Below are 13777 nucleotides of genomic sequence, written 5' to 3' on the forward strand. Positions count from 1 at the left end.
TCGCCAATGCCGGCATCGTCGTTGTCCACCGCAAAAGCCTCGCCCTGCGGAAGCACCGCCACGTCGAGCCGGTCTTTCGAAACATCGATGCCTACTATCGTCTCCATCTGATCCCATCCTTGCCTAAGCGGGCTTTGCCTGCGCAAGCGGCCCTGGCGACTGTTCGGGTTCAATGGAACGGCGGACGGAGACCCAGGCTCTCCCACGGGCTTGGTGTCCCAAAGGTGCATCGGTCTTCCATCCGCCACCGCGATAGGCATTACAGCCTCGATAGCGGATAAAGGGAAGTTACAAAGGTGCCCGAAGGACGGATGCGGGGGCCGGAGCCTTTATTTCTCCCTCATCCCTGTGCTCGTCACAGGGATCCAGCCAGCCCAAGTCCTTGGGCTGAAAAGACTCTTCCTGCCGCGCCGACGCGCGGCAACTGGATTCCTGTGACGAGCACAGGAATGAGGGTGGAGAGGGGTGTGGCCGTCAACCAACCCCGCGCCCTGAACTAATCGTCCTTCTTGGACCCAACCAGATTGGAGGCCACAAGCGCCATCAAGATCCCGGCCGTCAGAAGCGGCTGCGAGCGGATCAGGCCGATACCGGCGGCGGCTGCGGATTCGAGCGCCAGGCGGCGATCCCTGGCCTGGCGCTTTTCCTGCGCATTCATGATCACCATGGCGATCAGCGCCACTACGGCGATGAACACGGCGCATGCGGCCAGGAACAGGGCTGCCCCGACCGGGCCATAGATTCCCGCAAGCCAGATCGCTCCCGCGGTGACCGCAAGCGCATAGGCCGTCAGCAGGAAAAGCGCGGCGATGGCAATGAAAATACCGTTGCGCTTGGTCCGCGCAACGGTACGGTGAACGCCGTTTCCTACCAGCATACTGAGTAGAGGAAAGAGCATCGAGCCTCCTAGCGGCGGGCGAGGAGGGCAAGGACGAGGCCGAATGCGGCCGCGGCCCCAATCGTCGCAACCGGATGCTTGCGCACCGTGTCGCGCACTTCGGATGCGCCGCGCAGGTAGCCGTCCTGCAGATCGCGCAGCAGGTCTTCACCACGGCCGACGATCTCGTCATAACCTGCAGAGGCCTGATAGCGCAGCTTGTCGGACTGGCGGCGCGAGCTCTTGGCGGCCAGCTTGGTCAGGGCGTCGATCTCGTCGCGGAGATGCTCGATCTGATCTTCGATCGTGCTTTCGATGCTGTGAAGCGTGCCATTGCCCTTGCGGCTGCCGCGAACGGATTGGAGGATGGATGAAGCCATGATTTTCTCCATGTTTTTGGGCGTGCACATGCGCCGCCTGTTTGAAATCACAGGCCGTCACCGTTGCTGTCTTGAAGAAGCGCCCGGCAATGACCCAAATCATCGACACGGAGAACGCGAAAGACTGGGAAAGGTTCCCGGAAAAGCCTCAGAGCGCGCTGTGGGCAAGCACGAAGGGCGTGCCGTCTGATGGCACCTGATTGATGCGCAGCGGGCAGCCGAAGACCGATTGCATGTTCTGATCGGTCAGGACCTCGCGCACGCTGCCTGCGGCTGCCAGCCGCCCGGATTTCATCAGGACGATCTGATCGGCAAAAAGCGCCGTCAGGTTGAGGTCGTGCATGACGGCGATGACACCGCCGCCTGCCTCGCAGAACTGGCGGGCAAGCCGCATGATCGTCAGCTGGTGGCTGATGTCGAGGCTTGAGACGGGTTCGTCGAGCAGCAGCCAGCAGGGCTTGCCGTGAGCCACCGGGTCGGCGATCTGGCAGAGAACGCGGGCGAGCTGCACGCGCTGCTGCTCGCCGCCCGACAGTTCCTGATAGTAGCGGCCCTCGAAACCGTGGAGATCGACGGCACCGAGCGCGCGGGCGGCGGTTTCCTCAGCGCGTTCCGGGTGAAGGTTGATGCCTGTCGTCAGGCCCATGCGGACGATTTCGCGGACGGTGAAGGGAAAGGAGATGGCGCTTGCCTGTGGAAGCACGCCGCGGATGGCCGCGAGCTTCCAGGGTGCCATATCGCGGACTTCGGCGCCGTTGATCTTCACCGATCCCTCGGCGGGCAATTCGCCGGAGACCGCCTTCATCGTCGTCGTCTTGCCGGAGCCGTTGGGACCGGCGATCGCCGTCAGCTCGCCGGCGCGGGCGGTGAAGCTGACGCCGTGGACGATGGTCTTGCCCGACAGATCGACGGAGACGTTGGAAAGCTCGATCATGGAAATGCTCTCAGAGGGCAAGCCGCGAGCGCTGGCGCAGCAGTATCCAGAGGAAGAACGGGCCGCCGACGGCAGCCGTAATGATGCCGATCGGCAGTTCGGCCGGGGCGACGATGGTGCGGGCGAGCACGTCGGCAAAGATCAGCAGCGAACCGCCGAGCAGGGCGGAGGCCGGCAGCAGATAGCGGTGATCGGGTCCGATCACCATGCGCAGTACATGCGGCACGACGATGCCGACGAAGCCGATGCCGCCGCTGACGGCGACCGAGGCGCCTGTTGCTGCGGCCACGGTGACGATAGCGATATTTTTCAGACGCTGAACCGGCACGCCCATGTGGAAGGCGGCTGCCTCGCCAAGCGTGATGGCGTTCAGGCCGCGGGCCATGAAAGGCAGAACGATGTAGGAGGCGAGGATGATCGGCGCGGCTGCGGCGATCTTCATCCAGGTGGCGCCCGCCAACGAGCCCATACCCCAGAATGTCAGGTCGCGGAGTTGCTGGTCGTTGGCCATGTATGTCAGAAGGCCGGTCAGGGCGCCGGTGAGAGCGCCGAGCGCGATACCGGCGAGCAGCATGGTGCCGATGGAGGTCTGGCCGTTACTAGTGGCGACTCTGTAGAGCAGCAGCGTGGTGACGAGACCGCCCCCGAAGGCTGCGAGCGGCAGGGCATAGATGCCGAGCAGATTGAACACCGGCATGGCAATCGAGCCGCCGAGCACGATCATGATCACGGCCCCAAAGCCCGCGCCCGAGGAGACGCCGACCAGGCCGGGATCGGCCAGCGGATTGCGGAACAGGCCCTGCATGACCGCGCCTGACACGGCGAGCGAGCCGCCGACCAGGAAGCCGAGGATGGCACGCGGCATGCGGATATCGAAGATGATGATCCGGTCGCGGGTGGTCAGCGCATCGGCCTGGCCGCCGAGATTGGCCAGCACGTCGAACATCGAAGCATCCGACGCGCCTGTGGTGACCGAGAATAGCAGCGAAAAGACGGAACCGATGACGAGCAGGGCGATGACGAGGGCAGCGATCCGGGTACGATCGCCGACACGGTGGCTTTCGCGCAATGCGGCGATCGAAAACATGGAACGCTTGCCGTCCGTCATCACATCCTGCACTGCCATATCAGCCGCCGTAGATCGCCGTGTTGAGTTCGCGGACGGCACTTGCCGTGCGCGGACCGAAGCCGAGCAGATGCAGGCCGTCCATACGGATGACGGCCTTCTTCTCTGCCGCTGGTGTCAGCGCGATCGCCGGCTGCTTGAACAGATCGTCGTTGGCGGCCGCATGGCCGCCTTCGCGGTCCATCATCAGGATGACGTCGGGCTTGGCCTCGATGATCGACTCGTCGGTCAGCGGCTTGTAGCCCGGGAAGGTGCCGACAGCATTGACGGCACCGGCGAGCTTGATGATGCCATCGGCAGCCGTGCCGGTGCCCGAAGCCATGATCTTGCCGCCCTGCATGCTGAGGATGAAAAGCACGCGCTTGCGCTCGCCCTCCGGACGCTTTTCGGCATCGGTGATCGCGGCATCGAGATCGGCGCCGACCTTGGCTTCGAGCGCCTTGGCCTTGTCCTCGACGCCGAGCAGCGCGCCGACGCGATCGATCTTCTTCAGGATGCCTTCGCGGTCGTAGGTGTTCGGCACCGTCTCGAAGGGAACGCTGGCATTCTTCAGAACCGTCAGCGCTTCCGGCGGGCCGGCGCCCTCGACGGCGATGATCGCCGAGGGATTAACGGCGAGAATGCCTTCAGGCGACAGCGCCCGCATGTAGCCGACATCCGGCAGCTTCATTGCCGCTTCCGGATACATGCTGGTGGAATCGCGGGCGATGATGCGGCCTTCCTCGCCGAGCGCATAGATGATCTCGGTGACGTCGCCGCCGACCGAGACGACGCGCGAGGTGTCGAGCTTCTTCGGTTCAGCGGCATGAGCGGCGCGGACGAAAGAATAGCTGGGCGTGGCGACCGGCGAGGGGATGAGCGGCAGGGCCATGACAGCAGCCGTCAGCGCCAGTTCCCAGAGGCGGATGCGGCGCAGGCTTGAAGGCATTCTCATGATCGGCTCCTTATGCGGCGACGCTTGCCGCGCGCGGCAGGTTTTCCATGATCTCGCGCCAGTCGCCGCGCTCATCCGTGCCTTCCTTCCGCTTGCCGAAGAACTGTATGATCATCTCGCCATTGGCGTCATAGGCCTCGAGCGACGTGACATGGCCATCCTTGGTCGGCTTGCGCACGGCCCAGGTCTCGGCGATGTGGTCCTGACGCAGATGCAGGTGGAAGGTTTCGTCGAGAACGTTGATCCACGGACCCATCGGCTGCACGTTGTGGATCGGGCCGGAATGGATCTGGACGATGCCGTTATTCGCGACGAAGCACATGATCGGCAGGCCTGATTTGACGGAGGCATGCATCATGTCTGCCGTGGCAGTGTTGTCGAGCTTCCAGGCATAGTCGTCGCCGACGGTGCGCACGGCGGCCTGGCGGCCGATCTTCAGGCGCTTCAGCATGCCGAAGAACTCGTGCGTGTCGGTCAGCTTGCTCCAGCTGTCGCGCAGTTCGTTCTGGTTGACTTCGCCGGTTTCATCGGTGCTGAAGCTTGCTTCCTGCTCGACGAATTCCTGCGACTGGTCCTCGAGCGTCAGCTCGGCGACGATGGCGTGATAGGCTTCGACATTGGAGGCCGGGCGCAGGTGGATCTTGTGGACGGCATTGCCAGTCTTGTCGAAATACTGGAGGCTGAGGCGCTCGGTGTCGCCATCCTTCTTGGTGACGGCGAAGGCGTGGGCCCAGCGGCTCGGGAAGACGCGCAGGTCGATGTTTTCGCCGAGAACGATGGCATTGTGCTGGCCGACGCTGATGTTCTCGTAAACGCCGATCTTCTCGTGCACGGCGCTTTCGTTGCGCGACAGGGCCATGACCTCGCCGAGTGTCGCCACGCGCTCCAGAAGCTTGGCGGCGCTGGCATCGATGCGGGTGGCGGAAATGCCGACTTCGGCGGCAACGAGGGCTGCTTCCGAAATCTTCAGCTGAGCGGCGATATCGCGCTCGCGCATCTTCGGATTCTCGGCGCGGAACGCGCGAATTTCGGCCGGTGCCGGTCTGGTGTTCTCGGTCATGGTCTACCCTTACTTATTGAGAATGAGCTTGCCCTGGCGGGTAATTTTCATGCGATAGACCACGCCGTCATGCCGGATCATGATCTCGTTCGCGCCGCGGAAGATGTCTCCGCTTTCGATCGTGCGCACTTCCGCCGCGTCCTTGACGAACGGCGCATGCTTAAAGGTGTCAGGCTTTTCAACCATCATTTCGGTTGGCAATTTCCGCTTTTGCCGCGGCTTGTTTTCCGGCGGCCTAGATACATTTATCTTGACTTTCATAGTCACCATTTTTTAAAGACGCAATAGAAGAGTTATCAACTCAAGTTTTCGAAATCGCATGGAGAAGTGGTGATGGCGGCACGCAGTTTTGCATCGTTTGTGGCGGGCGGATTGATGGTCGTTGGAAGCGTTCTTCCTGCCTATGCACAGGATGCCGCTGCTGCTGCTCCAGCCACTCCGGCCAACGCTCTCGAAGTCGAACTGAACGCGCTGGCGCCATCGCAGAAGGGCTGCATGATGACCTTCGTGGCGCTGAACAAGCTGGCTGCGCCGGTCAACAAGATCTCCTTCGAGCTGGCCTTCTTCAACGACAAGAACGCGGTCGATAAGATCACCGTTCTCGATTTTCGCGATCTGCCCGAGGGCAAGAAGCGCGTGCGCCAGTTCGACATGCCCAACATGAAATGCGAGGCGGTGACCCGCATCATCATCAACGACACGCCGGTTTGTGATGGCCCGGCTGCCGGTGCATGCATGAAGGGTCTCGTCACCCGCTCGCAGATTTCTGTGCCCTTCGAAGGGTAAGACAGACCGCCGGAGATGATTTCCGGCAGGCTTCAGTTTCAAACTGGCCGAGGCAAGGCAGATGGTAGTTTCAGCGAAATCCACATCGCGGCACGCGTTCCTTGCCGAGCAGGATGCCGGCACATCGAACGACAATCTGCCGGGGCTGCATCCCGGACACGAGATGCCGGAACTGCGCAACGCGCCGCGCCAGCCGGCCGCCGAAACCGTCGTTCACTATACTCGCTTTGCCCATATCGGCTCCTTCCCGGAACATGCGCAGGGACCGAAGGCCGGTGCCGCCGACGCTCCGGCGATGGACGCTTCAGCGATCGAAAAGCAGGAGGCTGGCGTCAAACCTGCCAAGCGCAACGTCGTCGTCGCCTGCCTGACGTCCTTTGCCTTCCATGCCATTCTCTTCACCGCGCTGGCCATCGGCTTCGTCGTCGCGCCGCATGAGCCGGAAGAGGAAGCCGGCGAGGCGGTCAGCGTCATCATTCTTGGTGATTCCGAAGCCGACCAGGCCTCGGCTGGCGATCCCGATCTGCAGGTCGAGCCGCAGCCGGAGGAGGTGGTCGCTGAAAGCGTCCAGCCGGAAACCGTGCAGCCGACGGAGGTTCAGCCGACCGAAGTGCAGCCCGAGATGGCGCAGACGGTTGAAGCGCAGCCCGTTCAGCCAACTGAGGAAGTCACACGCGTTTCGCCTGAAACGGTGACTGCTGCCGAGCCCGAGGTTCTGACCTCCAATGTTCCGGCCGAGACATCAGTCGTCCAGCCGATGGCGACCGAGATCCCGGAAGAGGTGAAGCCGGTGGAGCCCGTCGAGACGGCCGAGGCGCTCCCCGATCCTGTTCAGCCCGAGGAAACGCCGACGCCGATCGCCAAGCCGAAGGCGGTGCAGCCGGTCGAGAAGCCCAAGGTCGAGAAGAAAGAGCCGCCGAAGAAGGTGGTGAAGAAGGCTGTGGGATCGCAAGGCGAGAACAAGCAGGATTCGCGCCGCGGGGCCAGCGACGGCGAGGAAGTCGCCAATGCCGACCGGAACTCACGCTCTGCAGGTAGCTCGGGCGGGGCAGGCAGTGCTGCTGTCGCCAACTATCCGGGCAAGGTGCAATCGCGCATTCGCCGCGCCGTGAAGGTGCCGTCCGAATACAAGCGGATGAGGGCGTCGATGAGTGTCAGGGTTCGCCTGACGATCGGCGGCGACGGCTCGCTGAGCGGCCTGTCGGTTGCCCGCAGTTCAGGAATTCCCGAGCTCGATCAGGCGGTTGTCTCCGGTGTTCAGCGCGCTTCGCCCTTCCCGCCGCTGCCGTCCGAATGGGGCAAGCCGAGCTGGACATTCACCCAGGAAGTCCAGGTCACTGGTCGCTGAAATAAATATGATCAAAAGAGTCAACTTTATACTTTACTCTAAAAATCAAGTTTAATAAGGTCCCGCTTGCACACTGGAATCGTGTGACGATCAACGAGCGAACGGGTGGTAAATGGCTCGGAAGGCGAAGAAGGGATCTAACCGGGACATCCGCGTCAGCGCGGATGCGGCAGCGCAGACGCAGCAGCCGTCCGGACGATCCAAATTGGATGGCCGCAGTTTTCTCTATGTCGGCGGCCGGGATTGCCAGGTGGCACATCTTCGCGAAATCGCCAGCAGCTTCGGCGCCGAGCTGATCCACCACGACGGCGGGCTTCGCGAGGCAGTTTCCCGCATCGACACCGTTCTGCCTTCGGTCGACTGCGTGTTCTGCCCGATCGACTGTATCAGCCACGATGCTTGCGTGCGCGTGAAGACCGGCTGCAAGAAATTCGGCAAGGCCTTCATCCCGCTGCGCAGCGGCAGCAAGTCCAGCCTCGAGCGGGCCTTGAACACCATGAACGAACGAGACACCGCCCGATGAAAGACCAGCGCCCTGAGGGCTTCATGATGATCGGCCTGCACAAGCTGGCCGCACAGAACGGCGACGGCCTTGTGCCCGAACTCTACGAGCTCCTGATGAAGAACGCAGAACGCCAGGCCGACTATCCCAATGTCACCGAATTTCCCTACTGGGAAACGCGGATGCCGGGCGTGGAGCCGGAAAAGCCGCTTGGCCGCGAAGCCGCCAACGGCAATAATGTCGTCGCTTTCCCAAGCGGCAAGCGTGCCAAGGGCTGAGGACGGCGCAATGTATATCGCAATGAACCGCTTCAAGGTAACCGAGGGATCGGAAAGCGAATTCGAGGATGTCTGGCGCAACCGCGATTCCAGTCTGTCCACGGTTCCCGGTTTCGTCGAGTTCCGCCTGCTGCGCGGCAAGGCGAATGTGGAAGAGGGCTATACGCTGTTTTCCTCGCATACGCTTTGGGCGAGCGAAGAGGACTTTCTGAACTGGACGAAGTCCGAGAGTTTTCGCGCTGCGCATCGCAATGCCGGTGACCGCAAGGCGATGTACAAGGGGCCGCCAGTTTTCGAAGGTTTTACCGTCGTCGAGGGTATCTGAGACATGGACGATCCGCAGCGCATCGAAGTTCTGCCGATCCTGCCGTCGCTTGATATTGCGGAAACGTTGGCCTTCTACCGCGACCAGCTGGGCTTTGCCGCGACCTATGAGACGGCAGACTATCTGATCGTTCGCCGGCAGGAGATGGAGCTGCATTTCCGGCTGACCGGCAATCGTGCATTTTGCGAAAGCAGCGCCGTCTATCTCCGAGGCGGCCGGATCGGCGCGCTGCACCGGGAATATTCCGAAAAAGCCGTACCAACGCTGACGGCTCTCGATGTCCGGCCGTGGAACATGGAGGAATTCTTCGTCCATGATCCGCATGGCAACCTGCTGCGGTTCGCCCGTATCCCGGGGCGCTGAGGCGTAAAACCGGCCCTGCGGCATGTTTGTCCGGGCAAGGGTTCGCTATGGCCGAGCCCACTTGCCGTGCTATCCTGTCACAATGACCAAGCCGACCCTCTCCCTGCAACTTTTCTCGCTGCGTGAACTCGGATCGCTCGATGCCCAGCTTTCGGCAGCCGCCAGAGCGGGTTTCCAGTCGGTCGAGCCGCTCGGTCATCATCTGCGCGAAGCCGATGATCTCGGTGAGGCGCTTGCCCGGCACGCGCTGACGGCGCCGACAGCCCATATCGGCTTCGAATTCCTGCGCGACGAGCCCGGCCAGGTCACCGGGGCCTGTCAGGCCTGCGGCATCACCCAGCTCTTCGTGCCGCAATCCTCAAGTTTCCTGCCGCCGGAGACCACTGGCGGCTGGCAGCGGCTCGGCGCCGAACTCGGGCGGTTGGCGGAGCAATACAGGCCGCACGGCATTTCCATCGGCTATCACAACATGACGGCGGGCTTTGCGCTGCTGTCGACCGCCCGCTACGGCTTTGAGGTGATGTTCGAAGCGGCGCGCGGCAGCCCGCTCGTCTGGCAGGCCGATATCGCCTGGATGTCCCGCGCCGGCGTCGATCCGGCAGAATGGCTGCAGCGCTATGCCAAGGTGCTGGTCTCGGCGCATGTGAAGGACCGGGCGCCCGAAGGGGCAAACGCCGATGAGGACGGCTGGGCCGATGTCGGCGCCGGCACGCTGATGTGGCCTTCGCTCTGGCGGCTGGCGCTGGCGAAGGGCGCGCGGACACTGGTGGTCGAGCACGACAGTCCGCGCAAACCGTTCGAATTCGCGCAGACGAGTTTTGCCTATCTCAGCCGGTTCATGGCGCATTCGGGGTGAGGGGTTCGCGCGATTATCGAGAAGTTGCGTTGGCGGTTTTTCGTCGATTTCGGATACGCCTGTACTGCGAAACAGCGAGCTATGCGGCGTTGTAAAAAAAGTAGAACAACAAGTTTTGCTTTTATCGAGAGTGTTGAAGCTCCACCAAAACTATGCACTCTCTGAATGGTCATCAGGATCGGCTGGAGGAGACGGCAATGACTGATCAGCAAGGAAACAATCCCTTTGACGGCCCTCAAATGCAGGGGGTGCGCTACGAGCGGGCAGATATGTCGGGCGCCAATTTCGATGGCGTTTATCTCGCTGACGCACGATTTTATGCTGTCCTGACGAAAGCAAAATTCATCGACACCAATTTAGGCGAAGCTGATTTCGACGACGTCAACCTTCAAGCCGCGCGCTTTAATAACGTCAATCTGTCTGGAGCGGCTGTCACCAATGCAAACCTGTCGCGATTGACCATAAGCGGTGCCACATTGGCCAATTCTGACATCAGAGACGCCGATTTGACCGGGATGCGGATCAACGGGATTCTGGTAACCGATCTCTTCGACGCCTATGAAAAGGCGAAATGACGAAGGTCCGTTGTCAGGTCTGAGATGCGTGTAACTCGTTGCGCCGGGGATGAGGGGCGCCGAGTTAAAATCAAATACCCGGAAGCCGCAGCACCATACCCGCACGCCTCTCAGGATCCATGCCGTTCGCGACCTCAGCGTCGAGGATCGCCCGCAGACCCGCAGGCATATGTCCGGCCTCAGGCTCCACGAAGCCCAGCGATCGGTAGAACGGATAATTGAACACCACGAACCGGTCTGTCGTCAGCGCCACGGCGGATAGGCCGCGGCTTCGCGCTGCATCGATCGCAGCCTGTATCAGCAACCGTCCGATGCCCCTGCCTTGCAAGCGGCGGAGCACGTCGACCTCGGCGATGTAAAGCATGCGGCCGATCTCCTCCGCCGCAACGAAACCCACCGGCGTGTCCTCCGCGCCGGCGGCCACGATCAACAGACCATCCGCGAGATAGGCGGCAAGCTGTTCCGAGGATAACGGGTGCGGCTCGCCGGAAAAGGGGACACCGGCGTCGATAAGCGCGGCCACCGCGTCCATTTCGATGGCGCGCAGCGCTTCGAGCTCGCCGGCGCGGGCGTTGCGGATGGTGACGCCGTTCACCGGACCGGCCGGCGCAGGAAGCCGCCGACGGAAATGGCCAGCCAGCCGAGCATCATCGCCCAGCCGCCGGTTGGGGCAGCGTAAGGAAGCAGGCCGTGGCCGGCGAAACGCAAGGAGACGAGATCGCCGGCGAAGAGGGCGGTGCCGATGATCATCAGCAAACCGGCCAGCCAGGCGGTTTTGAGCTTCTCGCCTGCGAGTGCGAGGCCGAGAAGGGCGGGTGCATGCGCCAGGCACATGGCAGACGCCGAGGCCGCGAGGCTGGCATCGCCGCCGCCATGGGCCGCGACTGCGGCCAAGCCGACGCCTGCGACGCCGAAGAGGCCGGCGAAGAGGAAAAAGAACGTCGCGATGCTGTTGTTGCTGATCATGTCGGCGCTATTCCTTGTTCTGCATGTGGAAGGCCAGCCGCTCGATCGGCGGCCAGATGAGGTCGCGAAGTTTGGGATTGGCGATGGTCTCGTCCATCGCCCAGCGGAAGCAGAGCAGCCACTCGTCACGCTCGGCGGGGCCGATTTCGGCGACGAAATGGCGGCTGCGCAGGCGGGGATGGCCGCGCTTGTCGGTGTAAAGCGGCGGGCCGCCGAGATAGCCGGTCAGATATTCGTAGAACTTCTCCTCGCTGCCCGTCAGGCTCGGAGGGTGAACGCCACGCACGTGCCTGGCCTCCGGCAGCGTATCCATCAGCTGGTAAAAGCGATGCGCCAAAGCCTTGACCGTCTCGTCGCCACCGATCGCCTGATAAAGCGTGATCGCCTCTTCCGTCACTGAACCATCCCTCGATACCCCGCAGTCTTCATGCACCGGCACGCATCGGCGCGCAACACGGGAAGACCAAGGCGCGGCATTTCGTCCAAACGCCTGCGATACCAACGCTCCACATCGATTTTAATTGACAAAACCGTCCAGACGGTATTTTTAGAATGCATGGCACTCGCACATCACCGCAAGAAACAACCCGAACTCGTCCGCAGGCAGCTGCTGGATGTCGCCGCACGTCTGGCGACGGAGAGCGGCATGGCGTCGGTGACGCTGGATGCGGTGTCGGGCGCCTCGGGCGTCAGCAAGGGTGGGTTGCTGCATCATTTCCCGACGAAGAATGCGCTGCTCGATGCACTGTTCGAAAGTCTGCTGGAACGCTTCGACGCCGATATCGAGGAGCTGATGCGCCGCGATGCGGTCTCGCACGGCCGCTTCACCCGCGCCTATCTGCTGGCCGTCGCCGATATCCAGAGCGATCGCGACGAATCACGGCACTGGGCGCAGGTGACGATTGCGATGCTCGCCGAGCCTCGGCTTCGCCAGCGCTGGCGCGAATGGGTGCAGGCGCGCGCCGACGAATATGTCGGCACGGATTCTTCCGTCGATGCGCAGATCGTTCGCTTTGCGGCCGATGGCCTCTGGCTCTCCGATACGACCGAGAGCCACGATCTCGGGCTTGCCGAGCGCCGGGCGCTGATCGCGCGCCTGACCGAACTGACCAAGCGATAATTCCAGGGGTAGAAGATCATGAGCCCGGCTGCCGTCTATGCGCTGCTTTTCCTTGCGATCGTGCTCGAAGTGATCGGCACGACGGCGCTGCAGATGTCGCAGCAGTTCACCAAGCTGCTGCCGAGCGCGGTGCTTGTCGTCTGCTATGCGACGGCCTTCTATCTGCTGTCGCTGACGCTGAAATCGATCCCCGTCGGCATCGCCTATGCCATTTGGAGCGCTTTGGGAATCGTGCTGATTTCGGCGGTCGGACTAGTCTATTTCAAGCAGCGTCTCGACCTGCCGGCGATGATCGGGCTTGGTCTCATCATATCGGGCGTTCTCGTCGTCAATCTGTTTTCCAAATCGGTTTCCCATTGATTTTCATGGGCTTGAGCTGCCGTTCCGCGGCATGCCCCGGCGGCTAATTTTCCCCTTTGTCAAATCGCGGCCAAAGGTCTATGTCTTCTTGTGACTTGGAGGAGGCGAGGCGCAGGTTTGTTCAATTTCCCAAAGCGCTTTGAATTCTTCTCGACCCGCCCGTTTTGACAACCCCCGAAGCCTAGAGGAGCACCGGCAATGGCCATTCGTACCGTCGTCTGGGGAGAGAATATTCACGAGAATACCAACGAGATTGTCAGGGGTATCTACCCGGAAGGGATGCACACGACGATTGCCAAGGCGCTGAACAGCGACCCGGCGATCAACGCGACGACGGCGACGCTACAGGAAGCCGAGCATGGATTGCCGCAGTCGCGCCTCGACGAGACCGACGTGCTGCTCTGGTGGGGCCACAAGGATCACGGCGCGGTGTCCGACGAGGTGGTCGAGCGCGTTGCCAAGCGCGTCTGGGAGGGCATGGGTCTTCTCGTTCTGCATTCCGGCCATTTCTCGAAGATCTTCAAGCGGCTGATGGGCACGCCTTGCGCGCTGAAATGGCGCGAGGCGGGTGAGCGCGAGCGGCTGTGGGTGATCAACCCGCGCCATCCGATTGCCGCCGGTCTGGATGAGAATTTCGTCCTCGAGAACGAGGAAATGTATGGCGAGCAGTTTTCCGTTCCGGAGCCGCTGGAAACGGTGTTCATCTCCTGGTTCCAGGGCGGTGAAGTGTTCCGCTCCGGCATGACCTGGCGCCGCGGCGCCGGCAATATCTTCTATTTCCGCCCGGGCCACGAGACCTATCCGACCTATCACGACGCCAACGTCAAGAAGGTGCTGATCAACGGCGTAAAATGGGCGCATAACCCGGCTGGCGCGTTGACTGCCATCCACGATGCCCCAAATGTGCCGGTTGAGAAGGCCCTGGAGCCGATCGAAGAACGCGGCCCGAGACTGCACCAGGCCGGCGAAGCCGGTTACCGCTGAGGA

General features: G+C 62.1%; 21 protein-coding genes and 1 pseudogene. 11 read left to right on the forward strand and 11 right to left on the reverse strand.

The window, feature by feature from the left end; translation table 11 throughout:
* The 8 genes and pseudogenes from AC1DNK_RS28690 to hemP form a co-directional block, all read right to left on the reverse strand.
* A pseudogene (locus tag AC1DNK_RS28690) lies at positions 1-107 on the reverse strand (IS110 family transposase); the annotation flags it as partial.
* A 389-nt stretch (positions 108-496) separates the two neighbouring features.
* Positions 497-898, reverse strand: a complete 402-nt coding sequence (locus AC1DNK_RS28695; protein WP_112390095.1) for a hypothetical protein — start codon at positions 896-898, stop codon at positions 497-499.
* A gap of 8 nt (positions 899-906) precedes the next feature.
* The gene (locus AC1DNK_RS28700; RefSeq protein ID WP_112390096.1) at positions 907-1257 is read right to left on the reverse strand and encodes an ElaB/YgaM/YqjD family protein; all 351 of its coding nucleotides are present in this window, start codon (positions 1255-1257) and stop codon (positions 907-909) included.
* 148 nt (positions 1258-1405) lie between these two features.
* Positions 1406-2191 carry a heme ABC transporter ATP-binding protein gene (locus AC1DNK_RS28705; RefSeq protein ID WP_477944546.1) on the reverse strand — a complete coding sequence of 262 codons (786 nt, stop codon included), beginning with the start codon at positions 2189-2191 and terminating at the stop codon, positions 1406-1408.
* 10 nt (positions 2192-2201) lie between these two features.
* Positions 2202-3317 carry an iron ABC transporter permease gene (locus AC1DNK_RS28710; protein WP_112390098.1) on the reverse strand — a complete coding sequence of 372 codons (1116 nt, stop codon included), beginning with the start codon at positions 3315-3317 and terminating at the stop codon, positions 2202-2204.
* A gap of 1 nt (position 3318) precedes the next feature.
* Positions 3319-4251 carry a heme/hemin ABC transporter substrate-binding protein gene (locus tag AC1DNK_RS28715; RefSeq protein ID WP_477944548.1) on the reverse strand — a complete coding sequence of 311 codons (933 nt, stop codon included), beginning with the start codon at positions 4249-4251 and terminating at the stop codon, positions 3319-3321.
* 10 nt (positions 4252-4261) lie between these two features.
* Complete coding sequence (locus tag AC1DNK_RS28720) at positions 4262-5311, reverse strand: hemin-degrading factor (RefSeq protein ID WP_477944550.1); 1050 nt, start codon at positions 5309-5311, stop codon at positions 4262-4264.
* A gap of 9 nt (positions 5312-5320) precedes the next feature.
* Positions 5321-5500, reverse strand: a complete 180-nt coding sequence (gene hemP / locus AC1DNK_RS28725) for a hemin uptake protein HemP (protein WP_112390101.1) — start codon at positions 5498-5500, stop codon at positions 5321-5323.
* 144 nt (positions 5501-5644) lie between these two features.
* Here hemP and AC1DNK_RS28730 point away from each other — a divergent pair, with 144 nt between their 5' ends.
* The 8 genes from AC1DNK_RS28730 (at position 5645) to AC1DNK_RS28765 (ending at position 10344) form a co-directional block, all read left to right on the forward strand.
* Complete coding sequence (locus AC1DNK_RS28730; protein ID WP_477944552.1) at positions 5645-6097, forward strand: hypothetical protein; 453 nt, start codon at positions 5645-5647, stop codon at positions 6095-6097.
* A gap of 61 nt (positions 6098-6158) precedes the next feature.
* Positions 6159-7445, forward strand: a complete 1287-nt coding sequence (locus AC1DNK_RS28735; protein ID WP_477944554.1) for an energy transducer TonB family protein — start codon at positions 6159-6161, stop codon at positions 7443-7445.
* Between the two features lie 112 nt (positions 7446-7557).
* Positions 7558-7968, forward strand: a complete 411-nt coding sequence (locus AC1DNK_RS28740; protein ID WP_112538962.1) for a DUF2325 domain-containing protein — start codon at positions 7558-7560, stop codon at positions 7966-7968.
* Positions 7965-8225 carry a hypothetical protein gene (locus tag AC1DNK_RS28745; protein ID WP_112390105.1) on the forward strand — a complete coding sequence of 87 codons (261 nt, stop codon included), beginning with the start codon at positions 7965-7967 and terminating at the stop codon, positions 8223-8225. The genes AC1DNK_RS28740 and AC1DNK_RS28745 overlap by 4 nt, the downstream gene beginning before the upstream one ends.
* Before the next feature lie 10 nt (positions 8226-8235).
* On the forward strand, positions 8236-8550 hold the full coding sequence (hmuQ, locus tag AC1DNK_RS28750) for a heme-degrading protein HmuQ (protein WP_112390106.1): 315 nt from the start codon (positions 8236-8238) through the stop codon (positions 8548-8550).
* 3 nt (positions 8551-8553) lie between these two features.
* Positions 8554-8913 carry a bleomycin resistance protein gene (locus AC1DNK_RS28755; RefSeq protein WP_477944556.1) on the forward strand — a complete coding sequence of 120 codons (360 nt, stop codon included), beginning with the start codon at positions 8554-8556 and terminating at the stop codon, positions 8911-8913.
* An 82-nt stretch (positions 8914-8995) separates the two neighbouring features.
* Entirely contained in the window at positions 8996-9769 is a 774-nt protein-coding gene (locus AC1DNK_RS28760) for a sugar phosphate isomerase/epimerase family protein (RefSeq protein ID WP_310294051.1), read from the forward strand.
* Between the two features lie 197 nt (positions 9770-9966).
* Positions 9967-10344, forward strand: coding sequence for a pentapeptide repeat-containing protein (locus AC1DNK_RS28765; RefSeq protein ID WP_477944559.1), 378 nt, complete (start codon positions 9967-9969; stop codon positions 10342-10344).
* Between the two features lie 70 nt (positions 10345-10414).
* Here AC1DNK_RS28765 and AC1DNK_RS28770 read toward each other — a convergent pair whose 3' ends face one another.
* The 3 genes from AC1DNK_RS28770 to AC1DNK_RS28780 are packed head-to-tail and all read right to left on the reverse strand — an operon-like array spanning position 10415 to position 11707.
* On the reverse strand, positions 10415-10939 hold the full coding sequence (locus AC1DNK_RS28770) for a GNAT family N-acetyltransferase (protein WP_477944561.1): 525 nt from the start codon (positions 10937-10939) through the stop codon (positions 10415-10417).
* Positions 10936-11310 carry a DUF423 domain-containing protein gene (locus tag AC1DNK_RS28775; protein ID WP_477944563.1) on the reverse strand — a complete coding sequence of 125 codons (375 nt, stop codon included), beginning with the start codon at positions 11308-11310 and terminating at the stop codon, positions 10936-10938. The genes AC1DNK_RS28770 and AC1DNK_RS28775 overlap by 4 nt, the downstream gene beginning before the upstream one ends.
* Before the next feature lie 7 nt (positions 11311-11317).
* Positions 11318-11707 (reverse strand): group II truncated hemoglobin, encoded by a 390-nt coding sequence (locus AC1DNK_RS28780; protein WP_477944565.1) that lies wholly within the window; start codon positions 11705-11707, stop codon positions 11318-11320.
* 159 nt (positions 11708-11866) lie between these two features.
* Between AC1DNK_RS28780 and AC1DNK_RS28785 the strand changes: the two genes are divergently transcribed.
* The 3 genes from AC1DNK_RS28785 to AC1DNK_RS28795 all read left to right on the forward strand — a co-directional run bounded on the left by AC1DNK_RS28785 (position 11867) and on the right by AC1DNK_RS28795 (position 13774).
* Positions 11867-12430, forward strand: coding sequence for a TetR/AcrR family transcriptional regulator (locus AC1DNK_RS28785; protein WP_112390112.1), 564 nt, complete (start codon positions 11867-11869; stop codon positions 12428-12430).
* A gap of 18 nt (positions 12431-12448) precedes the next feature.
* Positions 12449-12790, forward strand: a complete 342-nt coding sequence (locus AC1DNK_RS28790; protein ID WP_477944567.1) for an SMR family transporter — start codon at positions 12449-12451, stop codon at positions 12788-12790.
* A gap of 198 nt (positions 12791-12988) precedes the next feature.
* The gene (locus AC1DNK_RS28795) at positions 12989-13774 is read left to right on the forward strand and encodes a ThuA domain-containing protein (protein WP_477944569.1); all 786 of its coding nucleotides are present in this window, start codon (positions 12989-12991) and stop codon (positions 13772-13774) included.
* The last annotated feature ends 3 nt before the right edge of the window (positions 13775-13777 follow it).

This window comes from Rhizobium sp. 01N424, assembly GCF_056399485.1.

What these genes read in the sequence shown, in the direction of transcription:
- AC1DNK_RS28705 (WP_477944546.1), bottom strand. Translation starts at nt 2,191, where the DNA reads ATGATCGAGCTTTCCAACGTCTCCGTCGATCTGTCGGGCAAGACCATC.
- AC1DNK_RS28710 (WP_112390098.1), bottom strand. Translation starts at nt 3,317, where the DNA reads ATGGCAGTGCAGGATGTGATGACGGACGGCAAGCGTTCCATGTTTTCG.
- AC1DNK_RS28775 (WP_477944563.1), bottom strand. Translation starts at nt 11,310, where the DNA reads ATGATCAGCAACAACAGCATCGCGACGTTCTTTTTCCTCTTCGCCGGC.
- AC1DNK_RS28720 (WP_477944550.1), bottom strand. Translation starts at nt 5,311, where the DNA reads ATGACCGAGAACACCAGACCGGCACCGGCCGAAATTCGCGCGTTCCGC.
- hemP (WP_112390101.1), bottom strand. Translation starts at nt 5,500, where the DNA reads ATGATGGTTGAAAAGCCTGACACCTTTAAGCATGCGCCGTTCGTCAAG.
- AC1DNK_RS28790 (WP_477944567.1), top strand. Translation starts at nt 12,449, where the DNA reads ATGAGCCCGGCTGCCGTCTATGCGCTGCTTTTCCTTGCGATCGTGCTC.
- AC1DNK_RS28755 (WP_477944556.1), top strand. Translation starts at nt 8,554, where the DNA reads ATGGACGATCCGCAGCGCATCGAAGTTCTGCCGATCCTGCCGTCGCTT.
- AC1DNK_RS28700 (WP_112390096.1), bottom strand. Translation starts at nt 1,257, where the DNA reads ATGGCTTCATCCATCCTCCAATCCGTTCGCGGCAGCCGCAAGGGCAAT.
- AC1DNK_RS28735 (WP_477944554.1), top strand. Translation starts at nt 6,159, where the DNA reads ATGGTAGTTTCAGCGAAATCCACATCGCGGCACGCGTTCCTTGCCGAG.
- AC1DNK_RS28760 (WP_310294051.1), top strand. Translation starts at nt 8,996, where the DNA reads ATGACCAAGCCGACCCTCTCCCTGCAACTTTTCTCGCTGCGTGAACTC.
- AC1DNK_RS28745 (WP_112390105.1), top strand. Translation starts at nt 7,965, where the DNA reads ATGAAAGACCAGCGCCCTGAGGGCTTCATGATGATCGGCCTGCACAAG.
- AC1DNK_RS28765 (WP_477944559.1), top strand. Translation starts at nt 9,967, where the DNA reads ATGACTGATCAGCAAGGAAACAATCCCTTTGACGGCCCTCAAATGCAG.
- AC1DNK_RS28695 (WP_112390095.1), bottom strand. Translation starts at nt 898, where the DNA reads ATGCTCTTTCCTCTACTCAGTATGCTGGTAGGAAACGGCGTTCACCGT.
- AC1DNK_RS28730 (WP_477944552.1), top strand. Translation starts at nt 5,645, where the DNA reads ATGGCGGCACGCAGTTTTGCATCGTTTGTGGCGGGCGGATTGATGGTC.
- AC1DNK_RS28715 (WP_477944548.1), bottom strand. Translation starts at nt 4,251, where the DNA reads ATGAGAATGCCTTCAAGCCTGCGCCGCATCCGCCTCTGGGAACTGGCG.
- AC1DNK_RS28795 (WP_477944569.1), top strand. Translation starts at nt 12,989, where the DNA reads ATGGCCATTCGTACCGTCGTCTGGGGAGAGAATATTCACGAGAATACC.
- AC1DNK_RS28785 (WP_112390112.1), top strand. Translation starts at nt 11,867, where the DNA reads ATGGCACTCGCACATCACCGCAAGAAACAACCCGAACTCGTCCGCAGG.
- AC1DNK_RS28740 (WP_112538962.1), top strand. Translation starts at nt 7,558, where the DNA reads ATGGCTCGGAAGGCGAAGAAGGGATCTAACCGGGACATCCGCGTCAGC.
- hmuQ (WP_112390106.1), top strand. Translation starts at nt 8,236, where the DNA reads ATGTATATCGCAATGAACCGCTTCAAGGTAACCGAGGGATCGGAAAGC.